The 11,868-nt window shown below is 61.0% G+C and carries 12 protein-coding genes; 5 read left to right on the forward strand and 7 right to left on the reverse strand.

The annotated features are described in order from the left end of the window. Positions 1 to 285 precede the first annotated feature (285 nt). On the forward strand, positions 286 to 468 hold the full coding sequence (locus tag HL653_RS22780; RefSeq protein WP_171746519.1) for a hypothetical protein: 183 nt from the start codon (positions 286 to 288) through the stop codon (positions 466 to 468). Positions 469 to 1,559: 1,091 nt separating this feature from the next. Then, positions 1,560 to 1,814, forward strand: coding sequence for a hypothetical protein (locus HL653_RS22785; RefSeq protein WP_171746520.1), 255 nt, complete (start codon positions 1,560 to 1,562; stop codon positions 1,812 to 1,814). Between the two features lie 437 nt (positions 1,815 to 2,251). Here HL653_RS22785 and HL653_RS22790 read toward each other — a convergent pair whose 3' ends face one another. From HL653_RS22790 to HL653_RS22805, 4 genes are all read right to left on the reverse strand, one after another. Continuing rightward, positions 2,252 to 2,848 (reverse strand): arylesterase, encoded by a 597-nt coding sequence (locus HL653_RS22790; RefSeq protein ID WP_171746521.1) that lies wholly within the window; start codon positions 2,846 to 2,848, stop codon positions 2,252 to 2,254. A gap of 175 nt (positions 2,849 to 3,023) precedes the next feature. Further along, the gene (locus HL653_RS22795; RefSeq protein ID WP_171746522.1) at positions 3,024 to 3,467 is read right to left on the reverse strand and encodes a response regulator; all 444 of its coding nucleotides are present in this window, start codon (positions 3,465 to 3,467) and stop codon (positions 3,024 to 3,026) included. Further along, positions 3,460 to 4,569, reverse strand: coding sequence for a histidine kinase dimerization/phosphoacceptor domain -containing protein (locus HL653_RS22800; RefSeq protein ID WP_171746523.1), 1,110 nt, complete (start codon positions 4,567 to 4,569; stop codon positions 3,460 to 3,462). The genes HL653_RS22795 and HL653_RS22800 overlap by 8 nt, the downstream gene beginning before the upstream one ends. A 72-nt stretch (positions 4,570 to 4,641) precedes the next feature. Further along, entirely contained in the window at positions 4,642 to 5,175 is a 534-nt protein-coding gene (locus HL653_RS22805; RefSeq protein WP_171746524.1) for a hypothetical protein, read from the reverse strand. A 46-nt stretch (positions 5,176 to 5,221) separates the two neighbouring features. On the opposite strand from HL653_RS22805, the gene HL653_RS22810 reads away from it, so the two are divergent. The 3 genes from HL653_RS22810 to HL653_RS22820 all read left to right on the forward strand — a co-directional run bounded on the left by HL653_RS22810 (position 5,222) and on the right by HL653_RS22820 (position 9,358). Then, positions 5,222 to 7,189 (forward strand): HWE histidine kinase domain-containing protein, encoded by a 1,968-nt coding sequence (locus HL653_RS22810; protein WP_171746525.1) that lies wholly within the window; start codon positions 5,222 to 5,224, stop codon positions 7,187 to 7,189. Positions 7,190 to 7,191: 2 nt separating this feature from the next. Then, a complete protein-coding gene (locus tag HL653_RS22815) occupies positions 7,192 to 7,596 on the forward strand; it encodes a response regulator (protein WP_253717319.1) in 405 nt (134 codons plus the stop codon). A gap of 1,138 nt (positions 7,597 to 8,734) precedes the next feature. After that, on the forward strand, positions 8,735 to 9,358 hold the full coding sequence (locus HL653_RS22820; protein WP_171746526.1) for an outer membrane protein: 624 nt from the start codon (positions 8,735 to 8,737) through the stop codon (positions 9,356 to 9,358). Between the two features lie 654 nt (positions 9,359 to 10,012). On the opposite strand, the gene HL653_RS22825 is transcribed toward HL653_RS22820, so the two are convergent. The 3 genes from HL653_RS22825 to HL653_RS22835 all read right to left on the reverse strand — a co-directional run bounded on the left by HL653_RS22825 (position 10,013) and on the right by HL653_RS22835 (position 11,290). Beyond that, positions 10,013 to 10,582: a bacterioferritin gene (locus HL653_RS22825; RefSeq protein ID WP_171746527.1), complete on the reverse strand. Its 570-nt coding sequence runs from the start codon at positions 10,580 to 10,582 to the stop codon at positions 10,013 to 10,015. A gap of 178 nt (positions 10,583 to 10,760) precedes the next feature. After that, positions 10,761 to 11,081 (reverse strand): hypothetical protein, encoded by a 321-nt coding sequence (locus HL653_RS22830; protein WP_171746528.1) that lies wholly within the window; start codon positions 11,079 to 11,081, stop codon positions 10,761 to 10,763. A 2-nt stretch (positions 11,082 to 11,083) separates the two neighbouring features. Beyond that, positions 11,084 to 11,290, reverse strand: a complete 207-nt coding sequence (locus HL653_RS22835) for a DUF2945 domain-containing protein (protein ID WP_171746529.1) — start codon at positions 11,288 to 11,290, stop codon at positions 11,084 to 11,086. Positions 11,291 to 11,868: the final 578 nt, after the last annotated feature.

An 11,868-nucleotide genomic window follows, 5' to 3' on the forward strand; every position in this document is an offset into this window, starting at 1 on the left:
CGGTGAGGCTATATGCCTCTGCCGGGCAGCGTCAGGGAGAAGCTACGTGGTCGTCGTCATATCATCGCGCTACCACTTCGTCGTGAGACGGCCGGCATCCCATCGACCTCTCTTGCAGAGTTTTAGGGGGTTGGAAACGCTCGTTTCTACCGGCCCCTTCGATGTCAACCGACGCGCTCATCGATAGGACGCGAGAACGCTAAAGGACTGAAAGATAAATCTAATCAGGGCCCACGGGCGACTCTCGGCCGTTCATCTTGTTCACTCAGGACAGGAGAGATCGACATGAATCCGGATCCAAAAACCGAGACGGAACTGGACGAGACTATCGCTGTGCAGGGCACGCCCGAAGGGGACGAGTTGACCATCCCTGACGATGAGGAGGGCACCGAGCCCGAGGATGCCGATGCGATGGAAGAGGCGCAGGAGGATGCCGCCGAGGAACGTAAGGAAGGCGGCTATCAATAAGATCGGAGCGATCGCTGGCCCGTATGAAGGGCCGGCGATCTACCCGGCTCGAGACGCAGGCGGCTCGAGAACTTAGACGATGAGCGCGCTATGCGTCAGCGCAAAGCGAGACCGCGCGGGCTTTAGGCAATCGGCAAGCACCCTTTGCGGATGCCCCGTGACGCCCACTGGCAGGTGCGCGTTGGATCTTGTTGGCCTTGAATATTGCCGACTCGCAACACATGCATTTTTGACGGCAGCGTCTCACGTCTCAATGCCACCCTATGTCTGTGTAACAATGTTAGCGGTGTGTTTGCGTGATTGGTCAGGCGTTCGTCTAAATCGAACGTTCAATCGTCAACCATCTGGTAGATTGTTCTCATTTCTGGTCAGCGCATCTATTCAACGAACAACCATTTCTGTGAGGATCGTCAAAGCCGCCTGCCGCTTGGCGGGATTCGTTCCAGCTACATCCGTGAATAGCCCCCGTGGCGCGCGGTCGAGGGCGGTCCTAATCTCAGCGGCTATCTGACCGCTCGTCGGACTAAAAGGCGGGGGTGAAACGGACATTGCGCGGTCACTATAACATCGTACGGTCATCGCAACAGTGATCGTCGACCTGCACCGGCCCATAGCATCCTTTCAATACGGCCGTTCCCTCAAGATGCGTCCAGCCAGGATTTGCGACGAATGCGATCACGAAACCGATCTGCTCTATCTGTCTGCCATTCTCGCCGTGTCCACGACTGGAGCTAGCGCTTTTCAATCGATCGCTATCGCAACCGATCGAACTAGGCTGTCGCACGCCACCCCGCATAGCTGAACCACCATCGGCGAGACGCACATCCGATCGTTCGGCGTCGTCCTGCACTTCACCGAAAACGAGAGTGCGTTCACCGCCTTGTGTCGGTGGCAGCGCCCCCCTGAGCAGGTGCCCTTCTTGCAGACAGACCTATGCATACTTATTCCGGTCGATCGGCGGGCATGTACCCGGATATGACTTATCGCTGCGACCGACGCTTGCCGCCAACGCACCCACGGAAGAACCAAGCCTGGGGCTGGTGATGCACGGTGAAACTGGATGCGCACATCCAATGAATGATGGTGGAGACATGACGGACGAGACAATGATCGAACGCGTTGCCCGCACGCTATCGTCGCTTGCCGGTCATGACGCGGATGCAGATTGGACTGTCTTTGAGACCCCGGCCCGGGCCGTCATATTGGCCATCCGCGAGCCCACACGTTATATGCTTGATGCAGCCACGGTCGCGACTGGCGGGCGGGATGAGTGGCTGCTCAAGGATGGCGCGTGGCAGACGATGATCGATGCGGCGCTTGCCGGCGATCTTATCGAACCTGACTGACTGCATCTTGAGCACGATCGAGATGCTTGGACGAGCTATTTCGGCGATGGGCCGATCATACCAGCGCTCAAAAACCGACCTTCACTGGGCGCAGCATGCGACGGACGACGCGGTCGTGAACGCGCGTCCTGCTAGCGGGTATTACGCTTGATCTCGCTTCTGGTAAGGGTACCAGGGGCTTCGCCATGCGGGATCCAAGGTGGCCGGTCATGAATGCGCGGCCTGGCCTCTATAATGACAGCCTGATCGATAAACTTCGGTCGTCCAGGCCGACATCCGAAAGCGACGAGCCCGCCATTCCCGCTAGCGCGACGAGGATGCCGCTCCCGAGAACGCCGTGATGATGGAAGAAGCCCTAAGGGGGCCGCCCAGGAGCGCAAAAAAGGCGGGTGCCAGTTGAACAGTTGCCGCTGCCTCCGCCATCCGGAAGCAGGCACTTATGCGGCGCGAGCGCTGGGCCCGCCGAGCGCCTTTAATACGTGCGGCGCGACACTGTCGGCGCACAGCGCTACCGCCCGTGCGTTCGGATGCAGGCGATCAGGCAGCACCATCTGCGGATGCCCGAGCACCCCAGCGGGAAAGAAGGCGCATGTCGGTAAACCGTATCGGGTGGCCACTTCCGTGTAGACCGACAAATAGCCCGACAACGTCCGAGCCATGAAGGGCGGCGGCTCGACGGTAGCGAGCAGCACGGGAATGGCGCATCGGGAAAACTCCTCCACGATCGCGCTCAGGTTCGCGCGCACCTGCGCCGGCGGCACGCCGCGCGTGCAGTCGTTAGCACCGAGCTCGACCAGCGCGAGATCAGGTCTTCCAGTGAGTGAAGAGAGCAGTCGCGGCAGGCGGCGGAGCGCGTCTGCAGACGTGTCGCCCGACACGCCGGCGTTGATCACCCGCGTTCCCGGGAGCGCCGACCCGAGCCGGATCTCTAGCTGGCTGGCAAAAGATTCGTGCGCCGCTAGGCCATAGCCCGCCGTCAGGCTGTCACCGAGCGCAAGGATGAGAGGGGCTGTCGCGACGGCAACATCAGGCATCGGTGTCCGCATCTACCGAAAATGGGAACAGATACGGAAAAAACCATTGCGCAGATTTCGCGACTTTTCTCGGGAGAGGCAGATGCGCCTCAATGCGCGCGCCGGGATTGGCTCGATCCGGCGTCCCGCCAGCTAAGGACACGCCAGAGGTGCGTCGCCGGTTCGCGTTCGCCTGTCAGGCCGCCCAGCGCCTTTGCAGATTGGCTGACGGAATCAGGCTGGACGGGCGCGGCACGGAAGGCGGAGGGTCGAATACGCCTTCCGCGAGATACCGGATCGCGTTGATTACACCGGCATGCGAGAAAGGCTTCGCGATGACGCCGTGACCACCGGCAAAGTCCTCAGGGATCTTCGAAACGTTTGCCGTGACGAAAACGACGAGGGCGTCCGGCCAACGCTCCCGGATCAGCCGGCAGACGTCGATGCCGTTAGATCCGTGAGCGAGGTGAATGTCGACGAAAGCCAGTTGGGGATCGATGTCGGAAGGAAGCCTCTCCACGTCCATGAGGCTCGCGGCCTCAGCAAGCACGCGGTGACCGCTGTCCTCGACCATGGCCTCGATGTCCATGGCGAGGAGCATCTCGTCCTCGACGATCAGGACGTTCATGCCGTCAGGCATCCGCTGCCTCCCCGCGCGGGAAGGTGATGGTCACGCATGTACCGGGCGCGTTGTCACTCCACGTCGCCTCGGCCCTCGCCTGCTTGGCCAAACGTGTGATGAGCGACGTGCCGATGCTTCTGGTCCGCTTCACCGATGGGAATCCTGGACCATCGTCACAGATCCGGATGATCCCGCGCTCATCGTCCTCGTCAACGCGCAGCGTGAGAGAACCATGGCGCCCGTCACCGAAGGCATGTTTGATCGCGTTGGTCAGTATCTCGTTCAAGATCAGCCCCAGCGCGGAGGCATGGACCGCGTCGACCAGCAGGGGCCGCACCTCGATCCGGAGGTCTATGTCGCCCCGTCCGCTCGACCCCACAACATCGCGTGCCAGGCCTTCGGCGAAGCCGCCTATGTCAAAGGTGGTGATGTCATCGGATTGATACAGCTGCCGATGCACGACCGCGAGCGCATCCACCCGTTCCAGCATGCTTTCCAGCTTCACGCTGATGGCGGGGTCATCGATTGTGCGAGCCTGAAGACGCAGCAATGATCCAATCATCGTCAGGTTGTTCTTCACGCGGTGATCGACTTCGTGGAGTAGGATCGTCTTGGCATCGAATGCCGCACGCAGGTCGGCGGTGCGACGAGCCACCTCGCGCTCCACCAGCTCCTTCTGCTCGCTTATGATGTTCTGGGCCTCGATCCGCTCCGTCACGTCGAGTTGCGAGGCAAAGAAGAAACGGATGATCCCGTCCTTGTCCCGCACCGGCGACATATAGAGAGCGTTCCAAAAGGTGGTGCCGTCCTTGCGGTAATTGAGGAGATCGACATCAACGTCATGGCCCTCCTCAATCGCCGCGCGCACTTTTGCGACTTCGGCCACATCCGTGTCGGGACCCTGAAGGAAGCGGCAGTTCCTGCCTATAATCTCTTCGCGGGCATACCCAGTCAGCTCCTGGAACGCGACGTTGCAGAATACGATGGGGTTGTCGTGCTGTGCTGGGTCGGTGATGACCATCGGCATCCGCGTCGCCCGCACGGCCGCAGCGAATGGATCGCCTCGGCCATGTTCGTATTCGAGCTCGTCGGTAAGGTGCCAGTCGTCACGCTGCTTCAAGATTGCCTCCGGTGAGTGCCGGACGGCGTCACGCATCCAGAAAACGACACGGTGGCAGCGTGGTTCCTGCCTTCATACGCTCCGATTAAAGCGGCGAGATCGCGTTCGCGCAGCACACTGGGTCATCTGGATCACGCAACCTCTGTGCTTGGCCCTCGATCCATCCATCGACAGCGCGAGCGCGCTCCGGATCATCGCCCATTCGACCATCTCCGGATCGGCCTGATCAAACAGTTCATCGATCCTAGCCTGCACGAACGCTGGCGCCTCGTCGCCCATCTCGCCGAGCAGCCTCAAAGCGATCTGGAAGTACCTGCCGTCATCGCCACTTTCCACATGTCTTACCCTTAAAAGGCCCTCGAACCGAGCTGTTCCTCGACGAACGCCATACAGGCGGTCTGTCCGGCGCGGAGCAGATCCCATACCATGAAACACCGCCTGCCGCTCGCTCCACATCGCGCCGTTACCTTCCCGGCCGCCTGCCATCCTGAGCTTCCCGAGCGATATGCCGAGTGAGCCTTCCGATGAAACGATCGTGCCAGCGGTGGTACGCAAAGGGTGAACGGGAACCTTTTCGCCCACGAAACCATAGTCTTTCGTGAGCATCGGATCACATATTTCGCCGAAGGGCGGAGGCATCCCTCGGTTTGCGATGGCAGGTATTCCGGGCGAAGACCGCGATCGCATATCGCCGGGGCAGGATGCGCCGGCCGATATGACCCGGCGCGTTTCCTCATACGATTGGTCGTCCACGCCGCTAGGGCCCATCTCGACATGGCCGCAAAGCCTCCAGACGGCCACCGATGCGATGCTGGCGTCCGGCCATGCCATGTGTCTCGCGTGGGGACCAGAGCGCACGTTCTTATACAACGACGCATATGCACCGATGCTCGGCGCACGTCATCCGCACGCGCTCGGCAAGCCGTTCGAGGACGTCTGGCCGGACGTATGGCCCGAGATCGCGCCACTGGTCGATCGAGGAGAGACCTCCACATTTCGCGACATGCCGCTCCTCATGACAAGGAACGGGTATGCAGAAGATACGTGGTGGAGCTTCTCCTACTCCCCGATCCGCAACGAGCAGGGGGAAGTCGGTGGGTTGCTCAATGTGACTTTGGAAACGACTGGCCGGGTTCTCACCGAGCGCCAGCGGGACAAGGCCGTCGCCGATCTCAGCCGGAACGAAGCAAAATGGCGCACCATTTTTGAGACCCTGCGAGAGGGTTTCATCCACGGCGAGGTCATCCGCAACGACGCTGGCGAAGTTGTGGACTGGCGCTACGATGAGGTAAATAACGCCTGGTACGACCTCGTGGGGATCGAGCGCGGCTGCGCGGTCGGGCGGACGATCCGCGAGGTGTTCCCGGGCATTGAGGACGACTGGGTGCTGGAATTCGCCCGGTTGGTCGACACCCGGGAGACCATCCGCTTTACCCGCCAAGTCGGCACCCTCGGCCGATGGTACGACGGCGTCGCCCAGCCAGCCGCCGACGACCGCTTCACGGTTATCTTCACGGAGGTTACAGATCGTGTCCTGCGCGAGCAAAGAAACGCAGCCATCCTAGAACTAAGCGACCGCCTCCAGGACGAGGGCTCGGTCGAGGACATGGCATGGGCCGCCAGCGAAATCCTCGGTCGCGAGCTCGACGTCCAGCTTGTTGGCTATGGCGATGTCGATCCCGTGGCCGAGACGATCACGACGCACAGGGACTGGACCGCTGGAGGGGCACATCCCCTCGGCGGAACAGTCCGATTCCGGGATTATGGCAGCTACGTGGACGACCTGAAGGCGGGGCAAGTGGTCGTGGTGAACGATGCGCGAGAAGATACGCGCACGCGGGAAAACGCGGCTGGGCTGGAAGCGAGAAGCGCTCGGGCGTTCGTGAACGCGCCCGTGACGGAGCGGGGCATATTCGTCGCGATGCTCTTCGTCTGCACGGCTCATGTGCGGAGCTGGACCGACGAGGAAGTTCAGTTCATCCGCGACGTGGCCTACAGGCTCCGGTCCGCCATCGAACGGCTGCGCGCCGTCGAGCAGCAAGAAATCCTGAACGGCGAGCTTGCCCATCGCATCAAGAATACCCTCAGTGTCGTTCAGGCGATCGCCATGCAGACGTTGGCGCGGTCGACGGATCCGGCCGTGATCGATGAGTTCAGCGCTCGCTTGAAGGCGCTCTCCTCAGCACATGACGTTCTTCTTACTCGAAGCTGGTCTGCCGCGGGTCTGCACCAAGTAATAGCATCGGCGCTCGAGACCTTCGCATTGCATCGGGTCAGCATCGTTGGGCCCGATCTCGGCATCGGATCCCGGACGGCAATGTCGCTTTCGCTCTTGCTCCACGAGCTTGCGACGAACGCGGTCAAGTACGGGGCGTTGAGTGTCGACGAGGGCCGCATCGCGATCGAGTGGGCCATCCTCGAAACGGATGGCCGCCCGATCCTTGATATGACCTGGACTGAGCGAGGAGGTCCGCCGGCCGTCGAGCCCACCAAGCGTGGCTTCGGGTCGCGGATCATCCGCATGGGGCTGACCGGATCAGGCGGCGTGAAGCTGGATTATGCGAGCGAGGGCCTGAGGGTAGAAATGAATGCGCCGCTCGACCAAGTCCAACAGGGCTGAGAATGGAAGCCATAGCCAGAATGGGTCAATTACAGCGCCTCAAGCCGATCCCCGTGCTCATCGTCGAGGACGAGCCGGTGCTCCGCCTTGAAGCCGTCGACATGGTCGAACGTGCTCTGTTCGAGCCGATCGAGGCGACAAGCGTCGACGACGCGATCCGCATCTTGGAGAAACGGCTCGACATAAGGATCGTCTATATGGACCTCGACATGCCGCGTGGGGTGAAGGGGATCGAGATCGCGGCCATGATCCGCAACCGCTGGCCGCCGATAGAAATCATTCTGACTGCCGCCAGCTTTTCGAAGGCAAACCTGGATTTGCCAGTCCGCGCGGAATTCTATTCCAAGCCGGTTCAGCATCGGGATATCGTGACGGCCATGAAGCGCATGGCGGCCCGCCTCGGGTGACCAAGCGAGCGTCACTTTTTATCCGTCAAGTCGGACGCGGGTCATCATGGAACCAATCGGAGCGTCGGCTGAACCACCGCACCGTGTTTAAATCAAGCCGGGATCAACGGACCGCCCGCTTGCGTCAAACTGAGCGGATGGCGTCGCCAATTCCATTATTATTATCGACGGACATCGCAGTGGCGCCGACACGTGCAGGCAAGCATCCTCTTCACGGCCGCTCTCGAAATCTGCACCCCCTTCAATCTCACCTGCGCTGTTCGTGCCCGATGCAGGTTCGGTGACACGGTAGATCAGGCGTGAATCTCAGCTCCAGACTATGATCGACCGTCCAACTGATTGATCCTCTGCGATCGACCGGTTGCAAAGCCATCGAGCCATGCGGCCCTAACTAGAAACCTATGGAAGGGGACGGGGCATTCGACAGTCGAGCGCTTAAGGTCGCGGCCAGCGGCACAGCCGTGTGCAAACGCTCGTGCGCGGCTTCCCAAAGATGCGTTGGCGGACATTCCCCGCTCAACGAGCGCGCCGGCTGTCGTTTCGTTGCAAACTAATAGTTTGCGCCATGTCGGTTCACGCACGAGCTGAGTCGATCAGCATTAGGACAATTTGCTAATCCGAACTTCGATCATCTTGATAACCGGACCTATCCGGCCAGTGATGCATCTCGGTACGGCGAGCAACGGCGCCTCGTCACTTAGCGGCGGCTATGATGTGAGTGCAGCTTAGTGACGAACCTTGTCGCTTCCCGCGAACCTGCCCACGGGCGCGAGCAATCCATTCCGAGTGCACCCAGCCGCCATTCCGCGCATCTTCGAAGCGGACATCCGTTAATCCGGCCTGGCCGGACCGCGTTTGCCGACACAGGCCACGTGCGGCGCGCCGTCCCTACAAGCGTTCCGCACCGATCCCATTTGCTTATTATTCAAGCGACGCCACCATTGAGTAGGGCCGCCATGGCGTACGCCGCCACAGCGCCCCTGCATTCCCCCCCGGATCAACGTCTCCTCGGTTTAAATGCGGGTCGCGCCCTTGTGACAACATTGTCACAGTTCACAACGGAGCGACGGGCGGAGGAACGCCAGCCTTCAGGCACGGTTCTAGGCGGCCATCGAGATGTAAATGTAAGGATGTGTAAATGCGTTACGTCATCGCCGCCAGCCTGCTCGCTGTCAGCGTCGCCACGGCGGCTGCGGCTCAGGACGCTCCCCCCGAAAACCTGGCTGGCACGCTGGCCGGCTTCCGCGTCGAGGGAAATCTGGGCTGGGATAAGACCCATTCGCTGGGCCAGAGCAACGACCGGTTTGGCTATGGCGGCTCAGCCGGCTTCGACGGCAACCTCACGAATCAAATCGTGATCGGTCCTGAAGTTAGCTATTGGCGGCCTTCGAAGAACCGCAACCAGACGTCGGTACCCGGCGTAAATGGTGGCACGGTCGTCCATGAGGGTCGGGAGATGTGGGCTGCGGATATCCGCATTGGCTACCGCGTCGGTCCTGATCTCCTCGTCTTCGGCAAGGGTGGCTACGTCAACCAGGCGCAACGAAGCTATTTCAATGCACCCGCTGGCCAGCAGGGCTACGCCACGCGCGGGCGTACCGACGGCTATCAGGTTGGCGGCGGCGTGCAGTTCTCTCCGCACGATCAGTTCAGCTTCGTCCCGGCAAATGTGTATCTGAGCGCCCAGTACGTTTATTCTGACTTCAACAACCACACCCGCGATGAGCATGCCATGGCGGGCATCGGCTTCCGTTTCCGTTAAAACTTCGACGGGCGCGCCGAACGAGGCGCGCCCGTTCAGCCCTGACATCACCGTTAGATGCAGCAGCCGAAAAGTAGGGGCAGCAGCTCAATCCTGCTGCTGCCGTCCACCATTTCGAGCCGGCATGTCGACCCACCTTACCGCCCTCGTCCGACGTCGCTGCAAATAGACGGCCCGACGCAAGTTGAGCGGCACTGATTGGGCCTGAATCCAGCTTTCGGGCGCGGCGAACAACCATCTCAACGGCTTACTGTGGTCGCAAGCCTCCCCGTGCCGATCCCCTCGACATCGGATAGGTCTGGCCAAGACCATCGCTGCGTGAGGTGCGGACGATCGCGAGCCACAAGACCTTCATCGACCATAAGCGGTTGGCTCCGGCACGCAGCATCGCGTTCTAGCTCGCGTGCAGGACAGCCTCCAGCAGAACGATAGCGAGATCATATCGGTCGGGTTCACATAGAGGCGTCCCGACCGAGCTATGCAAAAAGCGCGCGCTCGCCGCCTGATCGCTACCGGTATCGCAGTCGAGCATCATCGTTACGACGGGATGGTCGACGCCTTTCTGCACATAGGTCCTCAGATCAACGCGATCCCTGAGGTTGCTCGACGAGATCGCAGACCGGCTTTCTTCAAGCACAGCCTGCGATCCGTCCGTCACTTCAGGAACGGCTTGCCCTCATGGGCGACGAGCAGATCGTGCATGTCGGATGCATGATCCTCTTCATCGGCGAGGATATGTTCGAGCATGATCCGCGTCGTAGGATCCCTGTCGGCGAAGAAGCGGATCAGTTCCTGATAGTGTTCGATCACCAGGCGCTCGGCGATCAGGTTCTGCTTGATCATCTCGACGAGATTGCCGCCTTCACCATATTCGGTGGCTGAACGCGAAGCGAGGCCTTCCGGATTCAGATTCGGAACGCCGCCCAGTTGATCGATGCGGTTTGCGGCCATGAGCATGTGGCCATGCTCGCTCTTGGCATGCTCGTCGAACTCGGCTGCCACGCTTTTCGAGGTGATGCCATCCGCTGCGATTGCATGCATCTGATAGCGCAGGACGCAGACCAGCTCCGTGGCGACAACGGTCTGCAGCAGATCGATCGTCTGGTCGACGTGACCTTGGTAGCTGGGCATGACAGCACCATCGTCGAGCGATTTCCGCGCCCGTTCGCGAAGGGTCTGGACGTCCGTAAGAAAAGCGCTTTGCGTCGATGAGGTCGTGGCCACGATGCTGCTCCTGCAAGGAAAAATTCAGCGCCCCTACGACTGCGCCGCCCGCAATGTTCCTCGCGAATGACTCGCAAGCCGGATAATCAGAGTCGGAATGGCGTGAAACCGACGAGGCACTTAGTCTCTGCCGGCGGCAGAGCATATCGGTCCGTAAGTTAGATCCGCCATCCCACCATCACTTGTCGAGCTTGGCTGCGTTGCGGTCCGCCCAAATCTTGCCCTCGTTTCCGCCCCACAGCAGCCAGGCAATGTAGCCCGCCGACGGATCGATGCTCGATCCCCAGTCATGCGATTGGCCATCTTTGTCTACTCCGTGCCGGGCAAAGTAACTGTGCATTGACTTCACGTCGGCCTCCGAGACATCGCCGCGCTCGGAGAGCTGACGGGCGCGCCGGACGCCCACCTCTGTCCCGCCTCGGCCAAACTTCTCGCGCAGCTTCAGGCCCTTCTTAGCATTCGCGGCCATTTTCAGGGTGGGACGGAACGTCTTCGCCATGGTCAGTCCCTCTTCAAAGCGCCAGCCTTGTGAGCAGCACGCTTGCCCTCCTCGGTCTCGACGATGAATTGCGGGTTGTCCTTGGACGCCGCGACCCGGTGAGACTTGATCTTGGTCGGGCTGGTCGCCTTTTTCACGACCTTCCCGTGGGCTTCGCCGCCTGAACTGGACCAGCTTACCCTGTCGCCGACCTTTGGATCCTTCTTCATCACGGTCTCCTCGGCTCTTCAACGCGGCGCGGAAGCGCAGGGTTGCGACGGCGAGGTCCTCTCGGAGGCCATCCCTACCCCCATGATCGCTCATGAAGTCGCACCGCCCCCGGGTCATCGTCCCGGAAACAACAAGCTGCCGGCCTCCAGCTCCCAGCGTTTGCGAGACCGGTTGGCAGGACGTGATGCTCGGAGAGGACGACCGCTGGGAGGGTTAGCGGCGAGCGCGGCGCAATCCTGATGAAACCCGACCAGCCCACCCCGCCGATGACGATGGCAAACCACCGCAGTATGGATCGAGACGGGCAAACGCTCTGTGCTGGCGCGACGCGGCCCGCCGCTTCTGAAACCCGATAAGAGATTCCTCGCGCTGCCGCGCACCGCGCGTCGTTCGATCAGCGCGTCTGCACACCTCAGCTGTCTGCGGGCACCGACTGGATCCGCATGTGGACGTGCGCCCTCCGGCTGTGGCCGGACAGCCCCGGTTTTACGAAATCCGGAAGTGTACGAACCGCGACATATCGGCATGCGATCCGCCACGACAGGAGATGCTGATCTAGCCGTGATTATTTAGAAAA

The sequence above is a fragment of the Sphingomonas sp. AP4-R1 genome (assembly GCF_013113735.1).
Classification (GTDB): Bacteria; Pseudomonadota; Alphaproteobacteria; order Sphingomonadales; family Sphingomonadaceae; genus Sphingomonas_I.

Coding starts and splice junctions, on each gene's coding strand:
- HL653_RS22805 (WP_171746524.1), bottom strand. CDS start 5,175: ATGCTCACGAAAGACTATGGTTTCGTGGGCGAAAAGGTTCCCGTTCAC.
- HL653_RS22815 (WP_253717319.1), top strand. CDS start 7,192: ATGGAAGCCATAGCCAGAATGGGTCAATTACAGCGCCTCAAGCCGATC.
- HL653_RS22790 (WP_171746521.1), bottom strand. CDS start 2,848: ATGCCTGATGTTGCCGTCGCGACAGCCCCTCTCATCCTTGCGCTCGGT.
- HL653_RS22780 (WP_171746519.1), top strand. CDS start 286: ATGAATCCGGATCCAAAAACCGAGACGGAACTGGACGAGACTATCGCT.
- HL653_RS22820 (WP_171746526.1), top strand. CDS start 8,735: ATGCGTTACGTCATCGCCGCCAGCCTGCTCGCTGTCAGCGTCGCCACG.
- HL653_RS22830 (WP_171746528.1), bottom strand. CDS start 11,081: ATGGCGAAGACGTTCCGTCCCACCCTGAAAATGGCCGCGAATGCTAAG.
- HL653_RS22835 (WP_171746529.1), bottom strand. CDS start 11,290: ATGAAGAAGGATCCAAAGGTCGGCGACAGGGTAAGCTGGTCCAGTTCA.
- HL653_RS22795 (WP_171746522.1), bottom strand. CDS start 3,467: ATGCCTGACGGCATGAACGTCCTGATCGTCGAGGACGAGATGCTCCTC.
- HL653_RS22785 (WP_171746520.1), top strand. CDS start 1,560: ATGACGGACGAGACAATGATCGAACGCGTTGCCCGCACGCTATCGTCG.
- HL653_RS22810 (WP_171746525.1), top strand. CDS start 5,222: ATGGCAGGTATTCCGGGCGAAGACCGCGATCGCATATCGCCGGGGCAG.